Origin of the sequence: Streptosporangium sp. NPDC000563 (genome assembly GCF_040299985.1) — a bacterium.
GTDB lineage: Bacteria > Actinomycetota > Actinomycetes > Streptosporangiales > Streptosporangiaceae > Streptosporangium.
In genome coordinates this window covers 1645646-1669638 of sequence record NZ_JBEPDA010000001.1, presented here as the reverse complement: position 1 = coordinate 1669638, position 23993 = coordinate 1645646, and the positions used below count along the sequence as shown (strand labels likewise).

Here is a 23993-nt window from a genome sequence, read left to right as displayed (position 1 = left end):
CGCCACCCTGGTGTGTACCCCTTTATCGAGTGCCGGCCACCACAAGACTCGTACCCGCCCCCCCGCCCCCCCGCGGGGGCCGCGTCCTGTTATGTGCCTTGAGAGCCCCTATAACACCGATATACACACCTTTACAAGATCTTGTCAGGACACTTGAATCGGTGTTACCTCTTGCCCACCACACGTGATCCGCGTGTGCCATGGCCGACGACGGCCAGCTTTCGCAGGAGGATCGGTGTCGACCAAACCCTGGTCACGCGTTACCGTCATCGCCGCCGCCACAGCGGCGCTCTTCATTCCCCTGCCGGGGGTCGCCCAGGGCGAACCCGGTGGCCAGCCTCCCAAGCCCCACGACTTCCAGTCGGAACACAGCGCCAAGCCCGACCTGGACAACCGGCGCGGCAGCGTCGCGCCCCCTGCCTCGCTCTCCAGATCCGCGACCGCGAGCACCGCGACGATCCGGTGGAACGCCCTCGGCACCCCGGCCGTCATCGCCGACTCCGCCCCCCTCGCAGAGGGCCTGGACGCCGACCCCGAGCGGGCCGCGCGGGCCTACCTCAAGGCGAACGAGAACCTCTTCGGGCTCTCCGGCGAGGCCGTGGACGCACTGGAGAAGATCGCCGCCAACCCCATCGGTGACGGGTACGCCGTACTGCTGCGGCAGAGGTTCGGCGACCTGCCCGCGGGTGTGGACGGGCAGGTCGTGATCGGGGTGAAGGGCGGCAAGGTCCTCCACGTCACCTCGACGCTCTCGCGCTCCTCCGAGGCGCCTCCCGCCGCCAGGCTCACCGAGCAGCAGGCGCTGGAGATCGCGGCCAGGGACGGCGGGATCGACCTGGCCACGGCCACCGTGAAGAAGGTCACCGCCACGGCGGTGCCCGCACCCGACGGGACGCACAACGCGTTCCAGGTCGTCCTGATCGGCGGCGGCGAGGGCGAGCCCGCCGCGTACACGACGCACGTGGACGCGGTCAGCGGCGAGATCCTCACCCGCGAGAACCTGGTGGACCACCACAGCGCGCCGGACGACCCCAGGTGGAAGGCGTTCACCGCCAATCCCCCCGCCGACTACTCCTCCACCGACACCCGCGCGACGTGGTGCGCCAAGGCGGGCCCCGGCTGTGACGTGATCGGCGCCGACCCGGCCACCGGCAAGGCGTGGGACGTCGACCACGCCACGAACACCCCGACGAACACGAGCGTCGGCAACGCCGCCAAGACCGTGGAGAACCGGGCCAGCGGCGACGCGTTCTCCGTGGGCACCCGGAGCAACGTGGCCACCCCGAGCCGCGACTACGTCTACCCGTGGACGAACAAGTGGTACACCGCCAAGTGCGACCCGGCCGTCCTTGACCAGCCGGGTGAGGCCGACCTCGAAGCCGCGATGTCCAACCTGCACGTCATGCACAACCGCATGCACGACTGGTCCTACCGGCTCGGCTTCACCGAGACCGCCTGGAACATGCAGAACGACAACGGCGAGCGCGGCGGCCTCGGCGGCGACCCCGAGCAGGGCAACGCCCAGGCGGGCGCCCGGGTGCTCAGCGTGCGCGACAACGCCAACCAGATCACCGGCCCCGACGGTGTCGCCCCCATCACCAACATGTACATGTGGCAGCCGATCGCGGGCTCGTTCTACTCGCCCTGCGTGGACGGCGACTACGACATGTCGGTGATCGGGCACGAGTACACCCACGCGATCTCCGGTCGCATGATCGCCGGTCCGAACGCCGGGTGGAGCGGCGCCCAGGCCGGGGCGATGAACGAGAGCACCTCCGACCTGTTCGCGATGGAGTACCTCTCCGAGTACGGCTACCGTCCCGCGGGCGACACCCCCTACGTCACCGGCGGCTACGTCACCGGCGACAAGAAGGCGGGCATCCGCAACTACGACATGTCCAGGTCCCCGCTGAACTACAGCGACATCGCGTACGACATCGTCGGCCAGCAGGTGCACGCCGACGGTGAGATCTGGTCGGCGACCCAGTACGGCGTGCGCAAGGCCTTCGTCCAGAAGTACGGCGAAGGCACCCCCGCCAAGCAGAAGGCGTGCGCCGAGGGCACGACCCCGCTCGGGCAGTGCCCGGGCAACCGCCGCTGGGCGCAGGTCTCCTTCGACGCGCTGCTGCTGATGGCCTCCGGCTCGGTCAGCTACGTCGACCACCGCGACGCGATGCTCGCGGCCGACGTGATCCGCTTCGGCGGCGCGAACCAGGCCATCATGTGGCGCGCGTTCGCCGAGCACGGCCTCGGCCAGGGCGCGGCGAGCGCGGGGAGCAACGACCCCGACCCGACGCCGAGCTTCGTCGACCCGATCGGCAAGAACGGCAGGATCCAGCTCAAGCCGCTGCTTGAGGCGAAGGACGCGGCGCTCCGGCTGTACGTCGGCGACTACGAGGGCCGCGTGGTGCCGGTGGCCGACACCGACCCGGCGACCGAACTCGGCGACACCGTCGAGATGACCCCGGGGATCTACGACTTCGTGGTCGTGGGCAACGGGTTCGGGCACACCCGGGTGAAGTTCGCGGTGCTGCCCGGCGTGAAGCTGCCGCTGCCGCTCGCGCTGCCGAAGAACCTCGCCTCGGCGGCGCTGGGCGCGACCGCGACCGGTGACGGCGTCAACCAGGCCAAGCTGATCGACGAGACGGAGGCGACGAACTGGGCCTCGCTCACCGCTCCGGTCAAGGGCAAGGCCGTCACCGTGGACCTGGCCGGCACCAAGCCGGAGAAGATCCGCCGCGTGCAGGTCAGCGCCATGCTCAGGCCGCCCGCGCCGAGCGACCCGGCCGACCCCGGCACCCAGAACCGCTTCAGCGCCCTGCGCGCCTTCGAGGTCCTGGCCTGCGACGCCACCAAGAAGGACTGCTCGTCACCCGCGTCCTTCTCGGTCGTCTACACCAGCCCGTCCAACGCCTTCGAGACGCGCAGGCCGCGTCCTCGCGGTGCCGACCTGCTCATCGAGTCCTTCAAGATCCCCACGACCACCGCGACCCACCTCACCCTGCGAGCCGTCTCCACCCAGTGCACCGGCAACCCCGTCTACGCCGGTGAACAGGACGCCGACCCCAACTCCGCCACCGACTGCGCCACGGCGAGCCCCGCCAGGGACCACCTGCGCGCGGCCGAGTTCCAGGCCTTCACCCGCTAGTCCCGCTCCGGGAGGTCCCCGGGGCCCGAGCTTCTCGGGCCCCGGGGACCTCCCGGTTTCCGGGTGCCGGTGCCGCGATCTCCCGGTTCGAGAACCTCCGTCGAGGAGGTCCGCTTCCCGATTTCCCCGAGGCTAGACGGGGTCCGTCTCGGGAACGGCGACCGGCACGATCTCCGGGGCGCCGAGGCGGATGGCGTCGGCCTCGTGGTCGGTGTCCTGCTCCTGGGACAGCCGTTCCGACTCGACGCGCTTGGTGTAGTACTCCACCTCGCGCTTGATCTGCTCGGCGTCCCAGCCCAGTGGCCCGGCGAGCAGCTGGGCCGCCTCCTGGACCACGCCCACCCCTCGGTGGAAGGTCTCGATCGAGATGTGCGTACGCCGGGTCAGCACGTCGTTCACGTGCCGGGCACCCTCGTGGGTCGCCGCGTAGACCACCTCCGCCCGCAGGTAGTCGTCGGCCCCGGTGAGCGGCTTGCCCAGCGACGGGTCCTGCTCGACCAGCGCCAGGACCTCGTCGATCATCGACCCGTACCGCTGGAGCAGGTGCTCGATCCTGGCCACGTGCAGCCCGGAGGACTGGGCGAGCCGCTGCCGGGAGTTCCACAGCGCCTGGTAGCCCTCGGCCCCGGCCAGCGGGACGCGATCGGTGCAGGAGGGCGGGACCCGCTGGTCCAGGCCGTGTGCCACGGCGTCGACCGCATCCTTTGCCATAACACGATATGTCGTGTATTTTCCGCCGGCCACCATCACCAGCCCCGGCACGGGGTGGGCCACCACGTGCTCGCGGGAGAGCTGGGACGTCTCCTCCGACTCCCCCGACAGCAGCGGGCGCAGCCCCGCGTAGACACCCTCGACGTCCTCACGGGTGAGCGGGACCGAGAGCATCTCGTTCACGTGGTCGAGGACGTAGTCGATGTCGGAGCGCGACGCCGCCGGGTGGGCCCGGTCCAGCTCCCACCGGGTGTCGGTGGTGCCGATGATCCAGTGCCGGCCCCAGGGAATGACGAACAGCACCGACTTCTCGGTGCGCAGGATGATCCCGGTGAGGGAGTGGATCCGGTCGCGCGGCACCACCAGGTGAATGCCCTTGGAGGCCCTCACGTGGATCTGCCCGCGCCCGCCGACCATCTCCTGGATGTCGTCGGTCCACACCCCGGTGGCGTTCACCACCTGCCGGGCCCGCACCTCGAACTCCTTGCCGCCCTCCAGGTCACGCACCCGGACCCCGGTGACCCGCTCCCCCTCGCGCAGGAAACCCACCACCTGCGCCCGCGAGGCGACGTTCGCCCCGTACATCGCCGCCGTCCGCAGCGTGGTCATCACATGGCGGGCGTCGTCGACCTGGGCGTCCCAGTACTGCACCGCACCCGAGAACGCCGTCTTGCGCAGCGCGGGCGCGAGCCGCAACGCCCTCGTACGCGACAGGTGCCTGTGGCCCGGTACGCCCCTCGCGAGCCCGGTGGAGAAGCCCATCGTGTCGTACAGCACCAGACCCGCGCCGACATAGGGCCGCTCCCAGCCGTAATGCGTCAGCGGGAACAAGAACGGCACCGGCCTGACCAGGTGAGGGGCGATCCGCTGCAGCAGCAGGGCCCGTTCCTGGAGCGCCTCCCTCACCAACTCGAAATTGAGCTGTTCCAGATAGCGCAGACCGCCGTGGATCAGCTTGGACGACCTGGAGGAGGTGCCGGAGGCGAAGTCGCGCGCCTCCAGCAGCCCGACGGACAACCCCCTGGTCACCGCGTCCAGGGCGACCCCCGCTCCGACGACCCCGCCTCCGATCACCACCACGTCGAGTTCTTCGGCGCCCATCTGCGCCAGTGCGGCGGACCGCTCGGCAGGACCAAGTCGTCCGGTGCCCATTCGCGCCGTCATTGTGCGACCCCCTGGGGTGCGTCTTGTCGCCTTACGTGAGGTATCTACCCATCTACCCTAGGCATTACTACTGACCGGTAGGGAAGGCGGGCAGCACTCAGGCCGTACCCCATGAACATCAAGAAACCAAGTTCTCGGCAGTATTTCACCAACAACTCACCGGAAAGCGGACGCGCCCGGTATATCACCGGTCACCTGAGGACGGCGCACCGGCCATCCGAAGTCGAGCGCGAGCACCACGTCGCTTCACAGGGAGAAGATCCCTGCCCCCGTGGTCCCGACGGCCGTGCCGGGAGCCGGTTCTCCCGGGGACCCGCAAGGATGGGCAGCATGAGCATCACACTCGCCGACGCCCGCGTCGTGACCCCCGAAGGTGTCCACGAAGGCTGGCTCACCATCGAAGACGGCCGCATCACCCACGTGGGCCAGGGCTCGGCCCCCGGCGCCGGGCTCGGTCTCGGCGGCCGGTACGTCGTGCCCGGTTTCGTCGACATCCACAGCCACGGCGGGGCGGGCGCTTCCTTCCCCACCGGGGACCCCGACCAGGCGAGCCTCGCCGTCGACCTGCACGCCCGTCACGGCACCACCACGCTCATGGCCAGCCTGGTCACCGCCTCCACGGACGATCTGGCCAGGGCCGCCGCCTCCCTCGCCGACCTGTGCGAGGACGGCCTGCTCGCCGGTATCCACTTCGAGGGCCCCTACATCTCCACCGCCCGCTGCGGTGCGCACAACCCGGCCCTGCTGCGGGACCCCTCACCGGCGGAGCTCGCCGGGTTGCTCAAGGCCGGACGCGGCCACGTACGGATGATCACCATCGCCGCCGAACTGCCCGGCGCGCTGGAGACCGTACGGGAGGCGACGGCCAACGGGGTGATCGCGGCCCTCGGCCACAGCGACGCCACCTACGAGCAGACGATCTCGGGCATCGAGGCGGGCGGCAGCGTCGCGACCCACCTCTACAACGCGATGCCGCCGCTGCACCACCGCGATCCCGGGCCGATCGCCGCGCTGCTCCAGGACGAGCGCGTCACGGTGGAGCTGATCAACGACGGCGTGCACCTGCACCCGGCCATGACGCGCCTCGCCTTCGAGGTCGCGGGGCCCGGCAGGACCGCGCTGATCACCGACGCCATGGCGGCGGCGGGCATGGGCGACGGCGTCTACGAGCTCGGCCCGATGACGGTGAACGTGGTGAACGGTGAGGCCAGGCTCGCCGGGAGCGGCACCATCGCGGGCAGCACCCTCACCATGGACGTCGCGTTCCGCCGCGCCGTGCGCGAGGTGGGCCTGTCCCTGGCCGAGGCGTCCGAGATCGCCTCCCTCACCCCCGCGAGGGTTCTGGGACTCGCCGACCAGCTGGGATCCGTCTCGGTCGGCAAGCGGGCCGACCTGGTGGTGCTCACCGACGACCTGGAGGTCTCCGGCGTCATGCGCGGGGGCACCTGGATCACCGAGCCCCGCTGACCCGGCGGATCAGAGCCGCATCAGGACCGGACCAGGGCCGGTCCCGGCGGATGCCGACCAGGCCGGGTTCCAGCGACCCGGCCATCGGGTGCACGGCGTGGTGGGCGTTGGGGGAGAGCTCACCGAGATCACGCTCCACGGCCCCGGCGCCGTGCCGGGCGAACCGCCGGACCACACCGGGAGGGCCTGCCGCGCGAAACCCACCCTGCCTCGATCGACCTCACGGGGGCCGGCGTGAGGTCCGGCCCCGCCCTCGCGAGAAGGTCAGCCCTGCGGAGCGACGACGACCTCGACCCGCTGGAACTCCTTGAGGTCGGAGTATCCGGCGGTGGCCATCGTGCGCCTGAGCGCGCCCATCAGGTTCATCGAGCCGTCGGCGACCGAGGAGGGGCCGTGCAGGATCTGCTCCAGCGTGCCGACCGTGCCGAACTCGACCCGCTTGCCCCTGGGCAGCTCGGGGTGCTGCGCCTCGGACCCCCAGTGGAAGCCCTTGCCGGGAGCCTCGACGGCCCTCGCCAGCGGCGAGCCGACCATGACCGCGTCCGCGCCCACGGCGATCGCCTTGGCGATGTCGCCGGAGGTGCCCATGCCGCCGTCGGCGATGACGTGGACGTAACGGCCACCGGACTCGTCCATGTAGTCGCGGCGGGCGGCGGCGACGTCGGAGATCGCGGTGGCCATCGGCACCACCACGCCCAGCACCGTGCGGGTGGTGTGCGAGGCGCCGCCGCCGAAGCCGACGAGCACCCCGGCCGCGCCGGTCCGCATCAGGTGCAGCGCCGCGGTGTAGGTGGCACACCCCCCGACGACGACGGGCACGTCGAGCTCGTAGATGAACTGCTTGAGGTTGAGCGGCTCGGCCCTGCCGGAGACGTGCTCGGCCGAGACCGTGGTGCCGCGGATCACGAAGATGTCCACGCCCGCGTCGATGACGGCCTTGTGGTACTGGACCGTGCGCTGCGGGGACAGCCGGACGGCCGTCGCCACCCCGGCGGCGCGGATCTCCTCGATGCGGCGGCCGATCAGCTCCTCCTTGATCGGCGCGTCGTAGATCTCCTGCAGCCGCTTCGTGGCGGGCGCGCCCTTGAGCTCGGCCACCTCTTCCAGCAGAGGCGTCGGGTCGTCGTACCTGGTCCACAGCCCTTCGAGGTCGAGCACGGCGAGACCGCCGAGCCTGCCGACCTCGATGGCGGTCTTCGGTGAGACCACGCTGTCCATCGGGCTCACCACGACGGGCAGCTCGAAGCGGTAGGCGTCGATCTGCCAGGCGATCGAGACCTCCTCCGGGTCGCGGGTGCGACGGGAGGGAACGATGCCGATCTCGTCGAGCGCGTAGGCACGACGGCCGTTCTTGCCGCGGCCGATCTCTACCTGAGTCATATGCCTGTCTTTCCCGTTCCGTGCGCACAGCGCACGCCGTGTTCCATGCGTGCGCCCGGCACGCCGTGTTCCGTGCGCGCACAGCGCACGCTGTGTTCCCTGCGTGCGCCCGACACGCCGTTCCCTGCGGTACGGCCGTACGCGCGGCGTCTCGCGCGTGCGGGGCGCACGCCACGTTCTCCCGCGTGAGCGGCGCGCGCCGCTCTAGCGACCGTGGTAGTTGGGAGCCTCGACCGTCATCTGGATGTCGTGCGGGTGGCTCTCCTTGAGACCCGCCGCCGTGATCGGCATCAGCTCGCACCGCTCGTGCATCTCGGCGACCGTACGGCACCCGGAGTACCACATGCCCTGGCGCAGGCCCCCGATGAGCTGGTGGGCCACCGCGGCGACCGGGCCGCGGTAGGGGACCTGCCCCTCGATGCCCTCGGGGATGAACTTGTCCTCGTGGCCGACGTCGCCCTGCGCGTAGCGGTCCTTGCTGAAGGAGGCGCCGCCGCGCTCGCGGTTGCGGACCGCGCCGAGCGAGCCCATCCCCCGGTACGACTTGAACTGCTTGCCGTTGATGAAGATCAGCTCACCCGGGGACTCCTCGCAACCCGCCAGGAGCGAGCCGAGCATGACCGTGTCGGCTCCGGCCGCGATGGCCTTGACGATGTCGCCCGAGTACTGCAGGCCGCCGTCGCCGATCACCGGCACCCCGGCGGGACCCGCGGCCAGCGAGGCCTCGTGGATCGCCGTCACCTGCGGGGCGCCGACACCGGCGACCACGCGGGTGGTGCAGATGGAGCCCGGCCCGACGCCGACCTTGACCGCGTCGACCCCGGCGTCGACGAGCATCTGGGCGCCCGCGCGGGTGGCGATGTTGCCACCGATCACGTCGACCCGGCTGTTGGACTTGATCTTGGCGATCATGTCGGCGAGGCCCTTGGAGTGACCGTGCGCGACGTCCACCACGATCACGTCGACCCCGGCCTCGATCAGCGCCATCGCCCGCTTCTCCGCGTCGCCCCCGACGCCGACGGCCGCCCCCACGACGAGCCGGCCGTCGGCGTCCTTGGTGGCGAGGGGATACTGCTCGCTCTTGGTGAAGTCCTTGACGGTGATGAGCCCGCGCAGCCGCCCTCCGGCGTCGACCAGCGGGAGCTTCTCGATCTTGTTCTGCTTGAGCAGGTCGAACGCGTCGTCGGTGGAGACCCCGACCGGCGCGGTGACCAGCGGCATCGGGGTCATGACCTCGCGTACCGGACGGTTCTCGTCGGTCTCGAAGCGCATGTCGCGGTTGGTGACGATGCCGACGAGCACACCGGTCTCGTCGGTCACCGGGACACCGGAGATCCGGTACGTCGCGCACAGGCGCTCGACGTCGGCCAGCGTGTCGTCCGGGGAGCAGGTGACCGGGTTGGTGACCATCCCGGCCTCTGAGCGCTTGACGAGGTCGGCCTGCTGGGCCTGGTCCTCGATCGACAGGTTGCGGTGCAGGACGCCGATGCCGCCCTGGCGTGCCATCGCCACCGCCATGCGGGCCTCGGTCACCGTGTCCATCGCCGCCGAGACCAGCGGGATCCGCAGGGTGATGCCCCGAGACAGCCGCGTGGTGGTGTCGGCCTGCCCCGGCTGCAGGTCCGAATACGCGGGAACGAGGAGCACGTCGTCGAACGTGAACCCCGGCTCGGTGAACTTGGCCATCTGCAATCCTCCTGCCGCGGCGCTCTCATGACGGGGAAAGGCGCCGACCCCCGGGTCACAGTTTAGAGTCTGGCGCCAAACCCGGTGGACCCGGGGGAAAAAGGCGAGACAGGTGGACCGCGGAGAGAAGAGGGGTCCGGGGGGCCCGGGGGAAAGACGGGCCCCCCAGGTAAAACGGGGAGGAAAGGGAAAGCGAGGGGCCGAGCGGTCGGTGATCCGCTCGGTCCCCCGGATCACCGGCGTCGGCGCGGGGACGCCTTGACACCACCCGAACCCCCCTCCACATCCGGATGGCGGTGTGATCCACGCCTTTGCCGACGCTGCGTCAAGGGTGCGTCACGATGCGTTCGCCACGCAATGTCCGAACGTGCAATTGCACGAAGCTGCACACGAGGGCATGCGAGTAGAAGCAACGCCCGGACAGGGATGATTCGCCGGGTTATCCTCGCCAGACCTCGTGTACCTGCAGGAGTCCCTCACCGATGCGCACAGACACCCCCGCACTGCCCGATCCGCTGGAAACCCTGGGGCTCACCCCCGCCCAGACGACCCTTTACAACGCGGTCCTGCGCCTGCACCGCGCCACCTGCGCCGAACTCGCCCAGGCCACCAACGGCTCGCCCGAGCCGATCGGCCGCGAACTGGCCACCCTGGTACGGCTGGGAGTCGTCGACGAGCAGGGGGGTGAGTACCTCGCCCGTCACCCGGCCGCGGCCCTCGGCCACCTGGTCGCGGAGAGGCTGGACCGGCTCGCCGCCGAGAGTCGCAGGATCGACACCGTGCTCGGCTCGATCCGCGGCTTCATCCACCAGTACGACGCCGGGCGCGACTACCAGACCGGCCAGTTCTCCGTGGACCTGGTCGGAGGGGCGGACGAGCTATACGAGAGCGTGATCGGCATGGCGGTCCAGGCCCCGCCGCTGAAGCTGATGTCGGGCATCCCCGACAGACGGACGATGAGCGACTTCGCGCACCGCTACGCCGACCAGTGGATCGCGGCCCAGCGCGACGGCCTGCTCTCCTGCCGGGTCACCATCCCGGTGCACACCCTGGAGATCCCCGGCCTGCGCGACAAACTGGACCAGTTCGAGCGGGCGGGAGCCGAGGTCCGCACCCTCGACACGGTGCCGAGCTGGTTCCTCATCGCGGGAGACGACGCCGCGGGCATGCCCGCCCAGTGGGGCGGCACGCTGCCCGAGAACGCCTACAACTTCCACCTGGTGAGGGCTCCCGTCGTGGTGGCCGCGCTGCGCTCGCTCTTCGAGGAGCTGTGGGCCCGCGCCGCCCGCCTGCCCTGGACCCACCGCGACGACGGGGTGGTCCGGGTGCTGCGACTGGCCGGCCAGGGCGTCACCGACGAGATGATCGCCCGGCAGCTGGGCGTCTCGGTCCGCACGGTGCGTGCCAGGTTCGCCGACGCCATGGCCGAACTGGGGGCGCAGTCGCGGTTCCAGGCGGGGGTGGAGGCCGCCCGGCGCGGCTGGCTCACCTAGGCTTCCCCGGGGCTTCCCCGGGGCTCACCCAGGGCTCCCGGCACGGCCGCCGCCCTCGGGCTCCCCCGAGGTCTCCCCTGCCACCTGGACCTTCGCCCCCCACCGCCGGGAACCCTCGGCATCTCCAAGTTGCCCGCACTGTCCTAAAGCGTCCCACTCATACAGTTCGGAACTCGTCTGTCACATCCAGGCCATAAGGTGGGATCGTGCTCGACGATGTCCCTCGCGACCCATTCGCGGATGACCCCGACGACCCGGCGGCGGCGCTGGGCGATGCCGACGATCCCGAGCCCTTGACGACGGACGAGCGCGACGAGGCCATGACCGACCTCGCCGACGTGGAGGTCTTCCGCTCGCTGCTGGAGCCTCAGGGCGTGCTCGGCCTGGTGCTCGACTGTCCGGAATGTGGAGAGCAGCACTACTTCGACTGGGAGCTGCTGCGCGGCAACCTGCGCCAGATGATCGAGAACGGCCAGCCCCAGGTGCACGAGCCCGCCTACCAGCCCAACCCCACCGACTACGTGAGCTGGGAATACGCCCGTGGTTACGTGGACGGTGTGATCGACACCGAAGAACACCGCTGATCCACGTCGTCGACCAGGGCCGCCAGCAGCGCGACCGCGACGTCCGAGGTGGAGACGGGCGTCCTGCCCGAGAGGGCCTCCACGAGCTCGTCGGTCTCGGCTACCGCCGGGTCCTCGTCCGGCCCGTATCTACGAACCGGACGGCGCGGGTGAACCGTTGTCATGATCGTTCTCGCTCCGGGTCGTCGCGATCCCCGTCCCGCGGCTCGGGCCTGCGCTCGCGCCCCCTCTTCGACGGCTCCGCGGTCAAGCTATCGACTCCAGCTCCGCCATCGCCCGCAACCGGGCGAGCGCCCTGTGCTGGGCCACACGAACCGCACCTGGTGACATGCCGAGTACATTACCGGTCTCCTCGGCGGAAAGACCCGACACCACTCGGAGCATGAGCAGCTCGCGTTGGTTGTCGGGCAGCCTGGACAGCAGCCGGCGGGCGTGTTCGGCCTCGATGTAACGCACCACCGTCTCCTCGGGCCCCGGCCCCTCGTCGGGCCCGTCAGGAAGATCCTGGGTGGGCACGGCGGATCGCACGGAGCTGCGCAGCGCGTCGGCCACCTTGTGAGACGCGATACCGAAGACGAAGGACGCGAACGGGCGTCCCATGTCCCGGTACCGGGGCAGCGCGGACAGCACCGCTATGCATACTTCCTGGGCCACGTCGTCCGCGATGTGATACTGGCCGGAAACCCGGCCCAGACGACCACGGCAATATCGGACGACCATCGGCCGCAGTTGCGCGATCAGAGATTCGATCGCGGTGCGATCCCCCTGAACGGCGAGGCTTGTCAGATCCTTGAGATCATCCCTGTGGGCGACCCCATCAGACCTCGTCGCAAGCCTCACCCCATTTTTGGCGTCGGCGACGCATCCCTCGGTCACGTTAGGCATGATGCCCGCCCCGATAGTGACTGTCGTCATCGCAAACGGCTACGGATTGGTCACATTGAGGCGGAGTAACGGGGCGTAATCAAACAGCGACGGCAACGACTACAGAATGTGCAAATATTTCATTCGATTGCCAAATACGTCGTCTATTCGCTAGAACCGCGTTTGGTCTTCCGTCCGACATGACGCTTGAGATCGTTTTCGGTTTACCGCGAAACGCGAACGGCTCGCGCCTCCTGCGAGACGCGAGCCGTTCGGAACCGCTTCGGAACCGCTGAGGAATCAGTGGCCGTGGCCGTGGCCGTGACCCTGGCCGGCGGCCGGGGCCTCCTCCTCGGGCTTGTCCACCACGAGGGCCTCGGTCGTCAGCAGCATGCCGGCGATGGAGGCGGCGTTCTGGACGGCCGAGCGGGTGACCTTGACCGGGTCGATGACGCCCTGGGCGATCAGGTCGCCGTACTCGCCGGTGGCGGCGTTGAAGCCCTGGCCGACGGACAGCTCGGTGACCTTCGCCGTCACGACGTAGCCCTCAAGGCCGGCGTTCTCCGCGATCCAGCGGGCCGGCTCGACGAGGGCCTTGCGGACGATGGAGACACCGGTCGCCTCGTCACCGGTCAGGCCCAGGTCGTCGAGGACCTTGGAGACGTGGATGAGCGCGGAGCCACCGCCGGAGACGATGCCCTCCTCGATCGCCGCACGCGTCGCCGAGATGGCGTCCTCCAGGCGGTGCTTCTTCTCCTTCAGCTCCACCTCGGTGGCCGCGCCGACCTTGAGCACGCAGACACCGCCGGAGAGCTTGGCGAGACGCTCCTGGAGCTTCTCGCGGTCCCAGTCGGAGTCGGACTGCTCGATGGCGAGCTTGATCTCCTTGACGCGGTCGGCGATCGCCGCGGCCTCACCGGCACCGTCGACGACGGTGGTGGAGTCCTTGGTGATGACGACGCGCCGGGCGGTGCCCAGCACCTCCAGGCCGACGTGCTCCAGCTTGAGGCCGATCTCCTCGCTCACGACCTGGCCACCGGTGAGGATGGCGATGTCCTGCAGCATGGCCTTGCGGCGGTCACCGAAGCCCGGCGCCTTGACGGCGACGGAGGTGAAGGTGCCACGGATCTTGTTCGTGACGAGGACCGCGAGGGCCTCGCCCTCGACGTCCTCGGCGATGACCAGCAGGGCCTTCTTCGTCTGCGCGATCTTCTCGAGCAGCGGCAGGAAGTCGGCGACAGAGGCGATCTTGCCCTGGGTGATCAGGATGTAGGGGTCCTCCAGGATCGCCTCCATGCGCTCCTGGTCGGTCACCATGTAGGGCGACAGGTAACCCTTGTCGAACTGGAGACCCTCGGTGAACTCGAGCTCCAGGCCCATGCTGTTGGACTCTTCGACGGTGATGACACCGTCCTTGCCCACCTTGTCGAACGCCTCGGCGATCAGCTCACCGATCTTGGCGTCCTGCGCGGAGATCGTCGCCACATTCGCGATCTCCTTCTTGTCCTCGACCGGGCGGGCCGACTCGATCAGCCGGTCGCTCACGGTCCTGGCCGCGATGTCGATGCCGCGCTTGAGGGAGAGCGGCTGCGCTCCGGCGGCCACGTTGCGCAGACCCTCGCGGACCATGGCCTGGGCCAGGACCGTCGCGGTGGTGGTGCCGTCACCGGCGACGTCGTTGGTCTTGGTCGCCACTTCCTTGGCCAGCTGGGCGCCCAGGTTCTCGTACGGCGTCTCCAGCTCGACCTCGCGGGCGATGGTGACACCGTCGTTGGTGATGGTGGGCGCACCGAACTTCTTGTCGATGACGACGTTGCGGCCGCGCGGGCCCAGCGTCACCTTGACCGCGTCCGCGAGAGCGTTCACGCCGCGCTCGAGAGCTCGGCGCGCGTCCTCCTCGAACGACAGGGTCTTCGGCATGACAATCCTCTCTATAAGTACGTCGGCGCATCAAAGCCCCGGGCGCTGACGCGACCCGGGGCTCGATACGTCATCTTTGTGAAGCGAGAACTACTTCTCGATGATGGCGAGCACGTCACGGGCGGAGAGCACGAGATACTCCTCGCCGTTGTACTTCACCTCGGTGCCGCCGTACTTGCTGTAGAGGACCACGTCGCCCTCCTTGACGTCGAGCGGAATCCGCTTCTCGCCCTCGTCGTCCCAGTTGCCGGGACCCACCGCGAGGACCTTGCCCTCCTGCGGCTTCTCCTTGGCGGTGTCCGGGATGACCAGACCGGAAGCGGTGGTCTGCTCGGCCTCAAGCGGCTGGACCACAATGCGGTCGCCGAGCGGCTTAACGGGAACCTTGGTGGCGGTCGTCACGTCGGACCTCCCCTTCAGATATGAATGATCTAGAAGAGGCGACCAGCGGTCTGCCGTCGCGGGTGTCAGACCTGCCTCGTCGCATGTATTTGGCACTCTCACCGGGAGAGTGCCAATACGGAACAGTATGCAAGGTGGCCTTGACAGTCAACACGAAGCACCCCTTCTCCGCTTCACGCGAACGTCAAACCAGGTGGAAGCCCCACGGCGAAGCCCTGCGGCCGAGGCGGTAGCGTCGGCCGATGTGAATCTCGACGCATTCCGGGAGCTCCTCACCCAGCGCGGCCAGGAGGCCCTGGGCGCCGCGGCCGAGACCGCCGCCGACGATCCGGTGACCGCGGTGACGAGGTTAAGGAAGATCTACGACGCGGACCTGACCTCCGCGGCGCTCACCCAGGCGACGCTCAGGCTGCGCGCGAGGGAGAAGTTCGGCGCCGACGCCGATCTCATGTACTTCACCCGGACCGGCCTGGAGCAGGCCACCCGCCGCGAGGTCGCCGACCACAGGGCGCGGCGCCTCCCCGCGGGCTCGCGGGTCGCCGACGTCTGCTGCGGCATCGGCGGCGACCTTCTCGCCCTGGCCAGGGCCGGGTGCTCCGTCGAGGCCGTCGACGCCGACCCGCTCACCGCCGCGATCGCCCAGGCCAACGCCGACGCCCTGGGCTTCGGCGACCGGGTCTCGGTCCGCGCCGCCGACGCCTCCACCCTGGACCCGGCCGCCTTCGACGTCCTGTTCGCCGACCCCGCGCGCCGCGGCGCGCGGGGCCGGACCTTCGACCCGATGGGATACTCACCGCCCTGGCCCGCCGTGCTGGAGATGGTGGCCCGAGCCGGGGCCGCCTGCCTGAAGGTCGCCCCCGGGATCCCGTACGAGTTCGTCCCCGAGGGCGCGGAGGCCGAGTGGGTCTCGTACAAGGGCGACGTCAAGGAGGCCGTGATCTGGTGCGGTGCGCTGGCGGGCGAGACGGCGCGCAGGGCCACGATCCTGCCGTCGGGGGCCACGATGACCCCCGACCCCGCCCTCGGCGATCCCGCCACCGGCCCCGCGGGACGCTACATCTACGAGCCGGACGGCGCGGCGATCCGCGCCCACCTGGTCGCGGAGATCGCCGCGTCGGTCGGCGGGCACCTGCTCGACCCGCAGATCGCCTACATCACCGGTGACACCGCGACGCCGACGCCGTGGGCGTCGCGGTACGAGGTCCACGAGACGCTGCCGTTCTCGCTCAAGCGGCTGCGGGCGGCGCTCCGCGAGCGCGGCGCCGGCAATGTGACGATCAAGAAGCGTGGCTCAGCGGTGGACGTCGACCGTCTCAGGAAAGACCTCCGACTTTCCGGCGGGGAATCCGCGGTGGTCATTCTCACCCGAATCGGTGACCGGCCGTTCGCCTTCGTGTGCACCCCCGACTGACCGGCGGATCATCACCATCTGACCAGCCAAAATAGTCAATTCTTCCAGCCAACCGGCAATTCCTTTCTTTTATTCTCGCTGCCAGAAAACCCTGATCCAGGGGCTAAGGTTGCCGGGCGGGAGTTCTCTCTCGCCTGCGTTTCCCTCTCGTTCATCAGCAAATCCCATCAAACCCAACCGCGCGGCTGAGCGTCGGCGAGCGAAGGAGCTCTCGGTGGATCACTCCGACCACACCCTGCTCCAGGCGGGCGGCCAGGCCGCCATCTCCGACCGGATGCGTGAGCTCCTCGCCCGCGCGGCACAGGACCACGTCTACGAGCAGCGCACCCAGGGGGCCGTGCTCGACGAGATCCGGCGGCGCCTGGAGGGCATGGAGTGGGTGCTGCGCGAGGTCAGGGAGCGCGAGATCGGCGGGCTGAACGGCACGCTGGAGTCCGTCCACGGCCGGCTGGACGACATCGCCGCCCGCCCGCCCTCCTGGGCCGAGGGCCTGGCCCAGCACGTCGAGGCGATACGCGACCACGTCGACGCCGTCGGCGAGCGGGTCGACTCCCTCGGCCGCCGCGTCGACACCGTCCGCGACCGGGTCGTCCCCCTGGGCGAGCTGCCGAGCCTGTGGACCGACCTCGGTTCCGTGGGCGAGAGCATGGACGAGGCGCTCACCCGCCTACGGGCGATCTCCGACGGCACCCAGGGCCTCGACGAGCAGGTGGGGCAACTGGCCGAGCACCTGGGCAGGCTCCAGGCCGACATGGGCGTCGCGGCGCACCGGTTCAGCCGCCTCGACCGGGCCGTGGCCGACCTCTCCCAGCGCACCGGGCGCGTCGAGGCGGGGATGCTCGACCTGGTGGCGAGCGTCCAGCAGGCCGTCGGCACGGCCACGGACCGGATGCTCGCCGCCGTCGAGCAGGTGAACGGCAAGGTCGACCTGGTGAGCGGAAGGGTCGAGCAGGTGGGCGCCAGGGTCGACCTGGTCGCGCCGAGGATCGACGAGTGCACCGCCGCCGTCGAGAGCCGCATCGACAGGCTGGACGGCCATCGCATGACGGCCGGTGGCCGCTTCGACACCCTCGACGAGCGCCTCGACGACATCGAGGGGCGCCTCACCTGCCGGATGGACGTCATCGACTCCCGGCTGTCCACGCTGGACGGGCGCGCGGAGAAGTCCGCGGAGCGCCTGGAGAGCCTGGACGAGCGCCTGGAGGACCTGCCGGCCGTGCTCGGCGTCGGCGCGCTCATCGGCGTTCAGACCGCCGAGCAGCGCGAGCGCTTCGACTCCCTGGACGAACGCGTCATCAGGGCGGAGGCGGCACTCTCCCCTCTCGCCGAGACGCTCCGCGCCCTGCCCGACCGCGACGAGCTCTCCGAGGCCCTGAGCGAGACCGTCGAGCCCGCGCACGCCGACCTCACCCGTCGTCTGAGCGCCCTGGAGGAGACCATGCTCGCCCTGGCCGAGGCGTTGCTCCGTCCCACCAGGGGCGACAAGGACTGACCTCGGTTCTCCGCCGAGGGCCGCTCCGGGCCCTCCCCGGTCCAGCTCGGCCTTCGCGGAAGATCCCGCCCGGCCTCCCCGGTCCCGCTCGCCCCTCGCGGAAGATCCCGCCCGGCCCTCACCGTGTGGGGAGACCCGGGCCTCGCGGGGAGAGGGCGAACCGCGCGAGAAGCACGGACGCCGTCAGCCGGAGCGGGTGGCATCGGCCGCCGGGCGCCTCCCCGCGCCTTCGACGACCTTCGCCTCGCGGCACAGGTTGTTCCTGACCACCGAGAGCAGGGACGACAGCTCGTCGGTCTGCTCGGCCGTCAGTCCGTTGGTCATCCGCCGGTGCACCTCGGCGAGGACCCGGTCCACCTCCGGGCGGAGCGCGTGCCCCTTGGGCGTGATGTCGACGATGCTGATCCGCCGGTTGGCGGGGTCGGGCCTGCGGCTGACGAAACCGCTGCGCTCCAGGCGCTGCAGGGTCTTGGTCATGGTGGACACGTCGACGCCGACGATTCTCGCCAGGGCGTTCTGCGACTGGGGGCCGTTGTCCCACAGCGCGCCCATCACACGCTCCTGGCCCGGGTAGAGGTCGATCTCGCCGAGGAGGTCGGCGAGCAGCACGCGGTGGCCGCGAGTGGCGTAGGCCATCAGGCAGTTGAGGTCGTTGTCGTAGTCGCCGCACTCGCCGGCGGACGAGGGACACGCCCCGGCCTCGTCACCTCCTCCGGAGAGGGCCTCGGGTGTCGTGCCGCGCTCTTCGGTCACGTCGCGCTCTTCGTCGATCGACAACTCCGCCATGGTCGGATCCTTCCGCTCTCCCCGAGACTACCCGCTTGCATGTTGGCCGACCAAGTTGTAGAACTACTTATTGGCTAGCCAAGTTGGCCAGCCAACAAAAGGAGTTCACCATGCCGTTCTCACCGTTCACGCTCGCCGGCCTCCAGCTGCCCAACCGCCTGGTGATGGCGCCCATGACACGCTCTCGGGCCTACGTCGACGGAATCCCCTCGTCGCTCACCGCCCTGTACTACGCCCAGCGGGCCTCGGCGGGCCTGATCATCACCGAGGGGGTCCAACCCAGCCAGGCCGGCAAGGGCTACATGAACACCCCGGGGTTGCACACCGACGAACAGGTGGCCGGATGGCGTGAGGTCACCGACGCCGTCCACGCGGCGGGCGGCAGGATCTTCGCCCAGATCATGCACGCCGGCCGGATCGGCCACCCCGACAACACCGGCGCGCTTCCCTTCGGGCCGTCCGCCGTACGACCGGCGGGGCAGATCTTCACGCCCACCGGCCTGCAGGACTACCAGACCCCGCTCGAACTGACGACCGCCCAGGTCGAGTCCACCGTCCAGGACTTCGCCGACGCCGCCGCACGCGCCGTGGAGGCGGGCTTCGACGGGGTCGAGTTGCACGGCGCCAACGGCTACCTCATCCAGCAGTTCCTGTCGCAGAACGCCAACCTGCGCGACGACCACTTCGGCGGCTCGCCGGAGAACAGGATCCGCTTCGCCGTGGAGACCACGCGGGCGGTCGTGGACCGGATCGGCGCCTCCAGGGTCGGCATCCGCCTCTCGCCGGGCAACGGCGCGGGAGACCTGGTCGAGGACGACATGCACGAGATCTACCCGGCGCTCGTCTCCGAGCTCGCCGCGCTCGACCTCGGCTACCTCCACCTGGTGGCGAGTTCCTCCGAGGAACTCAACCAGAAGATCCAGACGCTGTGGCCGAACGCCCTCATCGTCAACGACCCCTCGATCGACGCCCCGGTCGAAAGGGTCACGCGGTGGCTGGAGCGCGGCGCCGACCTGGTCTCGCTGGGCCAGTCGTTCCTGGCCAACCCCGACCTGCCGCTCCGCCTCCGCCTCGGCGCCGAGCTCAACCAGGCCGACTTCAGCTCGGCCTTCGGCGGCGACCACCGCGGCTACACCGACTACCCGGTACTCACCCTGCACTCCGTCTAAGGCACCCGTGGTGAAGTACCTCCGGGAGGAGGAAGCCCTCGAAGGAGAAACCCTCGGGGCGGCCCCCGGAGGAAGAACCCGCGGCAAAGGGGAGAGCTCCGTGCGGCCGCCGCCCAACGGGGGCGCGACGGCCGACGGGCGCACGCGGACACGCCGGCGGGGGTCCAACGCACGAACACCCCCGGCGGGGTCGGCGGGCGCGCGAACGCCCTCGGCGGGGGTTCGACGGAGCGCGCGGACGCCCTCGGCCGGGCGTCATCCCCTGACGAGGACGGGCCCGTCAGACGTGGACGGTGGTGATGGGCATCGAGGAGTCGGCCGGGATGTCCAGCCGCGACGGCGTGATGCCGGCCGCGACCAGGTCCGAGCCCAGGGCCGCCACCATGGCGCCGTTGTCCGTGCACAGCCCGGGGCTGGGGACCCGCAACCGGACACCGGCCGCGTCACAACGCTCCTGGGCCATCGCTCTCAGCCGGGAGTTGGCCGCCACCCCGCCACCGATCAGCAGGTCGTGAACGTCGTACTTGGCGCACGCCTGCAACGCCTTGCGGGTCAGCACGTCGACGACGGCCTCCTGGAACGACGCCGCCACGTCGGGCACGTGAACCGGCTCCCCCGCCTTCTCCCTCGCCTCCACCCATCGGGCCACCGCAGTCTTCAGGCCGGAGAAGGAGAAGTCGAGCGTCCCGTCGTCGTACTTGCCGCGCGGGAACGCGATCGCCGCGCCGGAGCCGTCACGGGCCACCCTGTCGATGTGCGGCCCGCCGGGGAACGGCAGGCCGAGCACTCTCGCCACCTTGTCGAACGCCTCGCCCGCGGCGTCGTCCACCGTGGAACCCAGCGAGATGACGTCCCTGGCGACGTCGGGCACCAGCAGCAGCGACGAGTGCCCGCCGGAGACCAGCATCGCGATGCAGGGCTTGGGCAGCGCCCCGTGCTCCAGCTGGTCCACCGCGACGTGGGCGGCGAGGTGGTTGACGCCGTACAGCGGCACGCCCAGGCCCAGCGAGTACGCCTTGGCCGCGGCGACGCCGACGAGCAGCGCGCCGGACAGGCCGGGCCCGGCGGTGACCGCGATCGCGTCGACGTCGGCGAACCTCAGGCCCGCCCGCTCCAGTGCCCGCTCCACGGTCGGGGTCATCGCCTCCAGGTGCGCCCGGGAGGCGACCTCGGGCACCACCCCGCCGAAGCGGGCGTGCTGCTCGACGCTGGAGGCGATGGCGTTGGCCAGCATCGTGTGCCCCCTGACGAGGCCGATTCCCGTCTCGTCGCAGGAGGTCTCGATGCCCAGGACCACCGGTTCGTCACGCATGGAGATCCTTCCTCATCATGATCGCGTCAGTGCCGTCCTCGTAGTAGCGGCGGCGCAGGCCGATCCGCTCGAACCCGAACCTGTCGTAGACGGCCTGCGCGCCCAGGTTGTCGGCGCGCACCTCCAGGAAGACCGACACGGCGCCCCTGCGGGCGGCCTCGGCCAGAAGATCGGTCAGCATCGCGCCGCCGACGCCGTTCCCGCGCCACTCGGCCAGGACGGCGATGGTCTGCACGTCGGCCTGGTCCCCCGCCGCGGCGAGGCCCGCGTAGCCGACGATCACGCCGTCGACCAGGGCCACCACGTAGTGCCTGGTCCTCGGCTGGTCGTCGAGCTCCCCCCGGAGCATGCCCTCGCTCCAGGCGTCGGCGGGGAAGGTCTTCCGCTCGACCTCCATCACCGCGGGCAGGTCGTCCGCGGTCATCCGGCGCAGGACGGCCGTCACGTGGAGACCTTCTTGGGCGCCGAAGGCACCTTGGCGTCGGGCCGGCGCAGGTAGATCGGCCTGGGCGGGCCGAGCACGGGGTGGGTGCCGCTCTCCGCGGCCTCGCGGACGCCCGGCTCGCCGAGTCGCCCGGCGGCGAGCGCCGCCATCGCGCCCGCGCCGGGATACTCCGGCACGTCCAGGATCCGGGAGGCGCCGACGATCTCGGCGTACATCCGCGCGCCCGCGCCGACCAGCGGGAGCTCCCCCGGCAGGTCCTGGGGCCGGTCCACCGCGGGGCCCGACAGCCGGGTGCGCGGGTCCCGGTAGTGGCCCCAGAACACCTCCTTGCGCCGGGCGTCGGTGGCCACCAGGAACGGCTCGTCCGGTCCGCTGCCGTACGCGAGCGCGTCGAGGGTGCACACGCCGTACGCCGGGACGCCCAGCGACGTCGCGAGGGCCTGGGCGGTCACCAGGCCGACCCGCAGTCCGGTGTAGGGGCCGGGTCCCGAGCCCGCGACGATGGCGGTGACGTCGCGGAGCGAGGCCCCGGCCTCGCTCAGGACCGTCTCGATCGTGGGGACGAGCAGCTCACCGTGGCGGCGCGCGTCGATCGTCGTCGACTCGGCGAGGACCCTCGCACCGTCGTGCAGAGCTGCGGTGACGGCGGGGGTCGCGGTGTCAAAGGCCAGGACCAGCACGAACACTTAGCCTAGCCCGTCCCGCGAGGGCTCAGGTCTTGACCAGGGTGGCGTAGACGATGAGGTTGTCGCGATACTCGTGGTTGTCCCAGTCGAAGGACCCGCCGCAGGTGATCAGTCGCAGGCCGTCCTCCAGATAGACCTTGTCGGCCGGGAACCGGTTCTTGCTGATCTGCTCGACCGTGTCCACCCGGTACTGGGCGACCTTGCCGTCGCTGCGTACGACCTTGATCACCTGCCCCTCCCGCATCTCCTTGAGCTTGTAGAAGACCGCGGGCGCGGTCTTGGTGTCCACGTGCCCGAGGATCACCGCGGACCCCTCGTCACCGGGGACCGCGCTGTCCTTCACCCAGCCCGCGACGTTCGGCTTCTCGTACGGCGGCAGGTCGACCCGGCCGTCGGTCACGCCGAGCTTCATCAGCGGCGCCTTGATCCCCAACGAGGGGATGTCGATGCGGCTGGGCGAGACCGACGCGCGGGCGGGCGCCTTCTCCTTCTCGACCTCGCCGCCCCGGTTGCCGAACGCGACCAGGACGACGCCGGTGATGACCCCGGCCAGGACGATCCTGGACCAGCGGGTTGAATCGGCCATGGAGGACTACGAACGGCGGCGACGCACGACCGCGATGCCGATGCCGCCGGCCAGGGCGAGGGCGAGCAGGACGCCGGTCGTGCCGATCGGGGCGCCCGAGTCGTTCGGGCCTCCGGCGGCGGTGCCGCCGCCACCCGTCTCCGGCGCCTCGGTGCTGATGATCGTCCTGGTCGGCTTGGAGGTGGGGGTGGAGCTCGGCTCGGTGTCGGCCACGATCCTGAGGTTGGCCTTGCCGGTGTCGTTGGTCCCCTCGCACCTCGCGTTGACCTCGTGGATCCCGGGTTCGGTGCCCTCGGCGACGGTGGCCTGGCCACGGACCCACGGACGCGGTGCCGGGGTCGCGGTCGAGGCGGGGTCGGGCGTGGGCGTCGCGAGGATCGGGTCGAGGGTCACCGGGGTTCGGAAGATCTTGGAGGACGCGGTACCGCGATGCTCGGGGCCGCCCTGCGGGATCGGGCAGTTGGCCAGGATCCATACCTTCTGCCCGGCCTTGGCGCGGGCCGGCTGGAGTTGGACCTCGATGTCCTGCCGGCTGATGCCGGAATCAGGTGGGGCCGTGGTGGGTGTGCCCGACGGGTCGGCCGTTTCGGCACCCGCAGAGCACCCGACCAGTCCGAAAAGGAGGATGGCTCCCACAACCGCGACACGCTTGACGCTTGGCACCGTCGAACTCCACTTCGCCCTCCGGCCGACGACCCTCGCCCGGCACGATTTCCCACCTGTTCCCCATTAAACATGGGCAAACCCGCAAGAGTCGATCATCACGCCTGACGATCTAGACCAATGGTGCGTAGTCCGAGCGTGCCAGGATTTCTCTGTCTTTGTAGGCAGATCAGATGACGCCGTGCCAGCGCGGCCCGATTCCCCTGAGGGCGACGGTCCGCTCCTCCCCCGGCTCTTCGGAGGCGCCCCTGCCGATGAGGATCTCCAGCCGGTCGTCGGCGAGCCCCTCCACCAGGCCCTCGCCCCACTCCACGACCGTCACCGACTCCTCGATCGAGGCGTCCAGGTCCAGGTCGTCGACCTCCAGATCACCCCCGAGGCGGTAGGCGTCGACGTGGACCAGGGCCGGTCCACCCGAGAGCGAGGGGTGCACCCGGGCGATGACGAAGGTCGGCGAGGTGATCGGGCCGCGCACCTTGAGCCCTTCGGCGATCCCCTGCACCAGGGTCGTCTTGCCCGCGCCGAGCGGGCCCGAGAGCACCGCGAGGTCCCCCGGGCGCAACAGGGCCGCCAACTCCTCGCCCAGCTCCCGCATCTCCTCGGCGGTCGCCACGATTCTCACCG

The 23993-nt window shown here is 70.3% G+C and carries 22 protein-coding genes; 7 read left to right on the top strand and 15 right to left on the bottom strand.

Annotated elements, in window-relative coordinates:
• The first annotated feature begins 235 nt into the window (after positions 1-235).
• A complete protein-coding gene (locus ABT352_RS07925) occupies positions 236-3148 on the top strand; it encodes a M36 family metallopeptidase (protein WP_350943353.1) in 2913 nt (970 codons plus the stop codon).
• A 132-nt stretch (positions 3149-3280) separates the two neighbouring features.
• Here the strand turns inward: ABT352_RS07925 and ABT352_RS07920 are convergent, their stop codons facing one another.
• Positions 3281-5023, bottom strand: coding sequence for a glycerol-3-phosphate dehydrogenase/oxidase (locus ABT352_RS07920; protein ID WP_350943351.1), 1743 nt, complete (start codon positions 5021-5023; stop codon positions 3281-3283).
• A 330-nt stretch (positions 5024-5353) separates the two neighbouring features.
• Here ABT352_RS07920 and nagA point away from each other — a divergent pair, with 330 nt between their 5' ends.
• Positions 5354-6490, top strand: a complete 1137-nt coding sequence (gene nagA, locus ABT352_RS07915) for an N-acetylglucosamine-6-phosphate deacetylase (protein WP_350943349.1) — start codon at positions 5354-5356, stop codon at positions 6488-6490.
• Here nagA and ABT352_RS07910 read toward each other — a convergent pair.
• The 3 genes from ABT352_RS07910 to guaB all read right to left on the bottom strand — a co-directional run bounded on the left by ABT352_RS07910 (position 6474) and on the right by guaB (position 9556).
• On the bottom strand, positions 6474-6665 hold the full coding sequence (locus ABT352_RS07910) for a hypothetical protein (RefSeq protein ID WP_350943348.1): 192 nt from the start codon (positions 6663-6665) through the stop codon (positions 6474-6476). The genes nagA and ABT352_RS07910 overlap by 17 nt on opposite strands.
• An 89-nt stretch (positions 6666-6754) precedes the next feature.
• Positions 6755-7870: a GuaB3 family IMP dehydrogenase-related protein gene (locus tag ABT352_RS07905; protein ID WP_350943346.1), complete on the bottom strand. Its 1116-nt coding sequence runs from the start codon at positions 7868-7870 to the stop codon at positions 6755-6757.
• A 204-nt stretch (positions 7871-8074) separates the two neighbouring features.
• Positions 8075-9556 carry an IMP dehydrogenase gene (gene guaB, locus ABT352_RS07900; RefSeq protein ID WP_350943344.1) on the bottom strand — a complete coding sequence of 494 codons (1482 nt, stop codon included), beginning with the start codon at positions 9554-9556 and terminating at the stop codon, positions 8075-8077.
• 482 nt (positions 9557-10038) lie between these two features.
• Here guaB and ABT352_RS07895 point away from each other — a divergent pair, with 482 nt between their 5' ends.
• Both ABT352_RS07895 and ABT352_RS07890 read left to right on the top strand, forming a co-directional pair.
• A complete protein-coding gene (locus tag ABT352_RS07895; protein WP_350943343.1) occupies positions 10039-11049 on the top strand; it encodes a helix-turn-helix transcriptional regulator in 1011 nt (336 codons plus the stop codon).
• A 206-nt stretch (positions 11050-11255) separates the two neighbouring features.
• A complete protein-coding gene (locus ABT352_RS07890; RefSeq protein ID WP_350943341.1) occupies positions 11256-11633 on the top strand; it encodes a DUF5319 family protein in 378 nt (125 codons plus the stop codon).
• Here ABT352_RS07890 and ABT352_RS07885 read toward each other — a convergent pair.
• From ABT352_RS07885 to groES, 4 genes are all read right to left on the bottom strand, one after another.
• Positions 11594-11797, bottom strand: a complete 204-nt coding sequence (locus ABT352_RS07885) for a hypothetical protein (RefSeq protein WP_350943339.1) — start codon at positions 11795-11797, stop codon at positions 11594-11596. The genes ABT352_RS07890 and ABT352_RS07885 overlap by 40 nt on opposite strands.
• Before the next feature lie 82 nt (positions 11798-11879).
• On the bottom strand, positions 11880-12518 hold the full coding sequence (locus ABT352_RS07880; protein WP_329090055.1) for a sigma-70 family RNA polymerase sigma factor: 639 nt from the start codon (positions 12516-12518) through the stop codon (positions 11880-11882).
• Positions 12519-12797: 279 nt separating this feature from the next.
• Positions 12798-14417, bottom strand: coding sequence for a chaperonin GroEL (gene groL, locus ABT352_RS07875; RefSeq protein WP_350943337.1), 1620 nt, complete (start codon positions 14415-14417; stop codon positions 12798-12800).
• Positions 14418-14507: 90 nt separating this feature from the next.
• On the bottom strand, positions 14508-14819 hold the full coding sequence (groES, locus tag ABT352_RS07870; protein ID WP_030912806.1) for a co-chaperone GroES: 312 nt from the start codon (positions 14817-14819) through the stop codon (positions 14508-14510).
• Positions 14820-15063: 244 nt separating this feature from the next.
• Between groES and ABT352_RS07865 the strand changes: the two genes are divergently transcribed.
• Entirely contained in the window at positions 15064-16230 is a 1167-nt protein-coding gene (locus tag ABT352_RS07865; protein ID WP_350943335.1) for a class I SAM-dependent methyltransferase, read from the top strand.
• Positions 16231-16444: 214 nt separating this feature from the next.
• Positions 16445-17722 carry a hypothetical protein gene (locus ABT352_RS07860; protein ID WP_350943333.1) on the top strand — a complete coding sequence of 426 codons (1278 nt, stop codon included), beginning with the start codon at positions 16445-16447 and terminating at the stop codon, positions 17720-17722.
• Positions 17723-17905: 183 nt separating this feature from the next.
• On the opposite strand, the gene ABT352_RS07855 is transcribed toward ABT352_RS07860, so the two are convergent.
• The gene (locus tag ABT352_RS07855; protein ID WP_350943332.1) at positions 17906-18508 is read right to left on the bottom strand and encodes a MarR family winged helix-turn-helix transcriptional regulator; all 603 of its coding nucleotides are present in this window, start codon (positions 18506-18508) and stop codon (positions 17906-17908) included.
• A gap of 110 nt (positions 18509-18618) precedes the next feature.
• On the opposite strand from ABT352_RS07855, the gene ABT352_RS07850 reads away from it, so the two are divergent.
• The gene (locus ABT352_RS07850; protein ID WP_350943330.1) at positions 18619-19677 is read left to right on the top strand and encodes an alkene reductase; all 1059 of its coding nucleotides are present in this window, start codon (positions 18619-18621) and stop codon (positions 19675-19677) included.
• A gap of 280 nt (positions 19678-19957) precedes the next feature.
• Here the strand turns inward: ABT352_RS07850 and tsaD are convergent, their stop codons facing one another.
• From tsaD to tsaE, 6 genes are all read right to left on the bottom strand, one after another.
• Positions 19958-20989: a tRNA (adenosine(37)-N6)-threonylcarbamoyltransferase complex transferase subunit TsaD gene (gene tsaD / locus ABT352_RS07845; protein ID WP_350943328.1), complete on the bottom strand. Its 1032-nt coding sequence runs from the start codon at positions 20987-20989 to the stop codon at positions 19958-19960.
• Positions 20982-21434: a ribosomal protein S18-alanine N-acetyltransferase gene (gene rimI, locus ABT352_RS07840; protein ID WP_389773874.1), complete on the bottom strand. Its 453-nt coding sequence runs from the start codon at positions 21432-21434 to the stop codon at positions 20982-20984. The genes tsaD and rimI overlap by 8 nt, the downstream gene beginning before the upstream one ends.
• Positions 21431-22114, bottom strand: a complete 684-nt coding sequence (gene tsaB, locus ABT352_RS07835) for a tRNA (adenosine(37)-N6)-threonylcarbamoyltransferase complex dimerization subunit type 1 TsaB (protein ID WP_350943568.1) — start codon at positions 22112-22114, stop codon at positions 21431-21433. The genes rimI and tsaB overlap by 4 nt, the downstream gene beginning before the upstream one ends.
• Positions 22115-22145: 31 nt before the next feature.
• Positions 22146-22706, bottom strand: coding sequence for a class F sortase (locus ABT352_RS07830; protein ID WP_350943326.1), 561 nt, complete (start codon positions 22704-22706; stop codon positions 22146-22148).
• Between the two features lie 6 nt (positions 22707-22712).
• Positions 22713-23369, bottom strand: coding sequence for a hypothetical protein (locus ABT352_RS07825; protein ID WP_350943324.1), 657 nt, complete (start codon positions 23367-23369; stop codon positions 22713-22715).
• 169 nt (positions 23370-23538) lie between these two features.
• Complete coding sequence (gene tsaE / locus ABT352_RS07820; protein ID WP_350943322.1) at positions 23539-23991, bottom strand: tRNA (adenosine(37)-N6)-threonylcarbamoyltransferase complex ATPase subunit type 1 TsaE; 453 nt, start codon at positions 23989-23991, stop codon at positions 23539-23541.
• Between the last annotated feature and the right edge of the window lie 2 nt (positions 23992-23993).

Excerpts from the sequence above, each read along its gene's own strand:
- ABT352_RS07920 (WP_350943351.1), bottom strand. The coding sequence starts at position 5,023 with ATGACGGCGCGAATGGGCACCGGACGACTTGGTCCTGCCGAGCGGTCC.
- nagA (WP_350943349.1), top strand. The coding sequence starts at position 5,354 with ATGAGCATCACACTCGCCGACGCCCGCGTCGTGACCCCCGAAGGTGTC.
- ABT352_RS07905 (WP_350943346.1), bottom strand. The coding sequence starts at position 7,870 with ATGACTCAGGTAGAGATCGGCCGCGGCAAGAACGGCCGTCGTGCCTAC.
- guaB (WP_350943344.1), bottom strand. The coding sequence starts at position 9,556 with ATGGCCAAGTTCACCGAGCCGGGGTTCACGTTCGACGACGTGCTCCTC.
- ABT352_RS07895 (WP_350943343.1), top strand. The coding sequence starts at position 10,039 with ATGCGCACAGACACCCCCGCACTGCCCGATCCGCTGGAAACCCTGGGG.
- ABT352_RS07885 (WP_350943339.1), bottom strand. The coding sequence starts at position 11,797 with ATGACAACGGTTCACCCGCGCCGTCCGGTTCGTAGATACGGGCCGGAC.
- ABT352_RS07880 (WP_329090055.1), bottom strand. The coding sequence starts at position 12,518 with ATGCCTAACGTGACCGAGGGATGCGTCGCCGACGCCAAAAATGGGGTG.
- groL (WP_350943337.1), bottom strand. The coding sequence starts at position 14,417 with ATGCCGAAGACCCTGTCGTTCGAGGAGGACGCGCGCCGAGCTCTCGAG.
- ABT352_RS07855 (WP_350943332.1), bottom strand. The coding sequence starts at position 18,508 with ATGGCGGAGTTGTCGATCGACGAAGAGCGCGACGTGACCGAAGAGCGC.
- ABT352_RS07850 (WP_350943330.1), top strand. The coding sequence starts at position 18,619 with ATGCCGTTCTCACCGTTCACGCTCGCCGGCCTCCAGCTGCCCAACCGC.
- tsaD (WP_350943328.1), bottom strand. The coding sequence starts at position 20,989 with ATGCGTGACGAACCGGTGGTCCTGGGCATCGAGACCTCCTGCGACGAG.
- ABT352_RS07830 (WP_350943326.1), bottom strand. The coding sequence starts at position 22,706 with ATGGCCGATTCAACCCGCTGGTCCAGGATCGTCCTGGCCGGGGTCATC.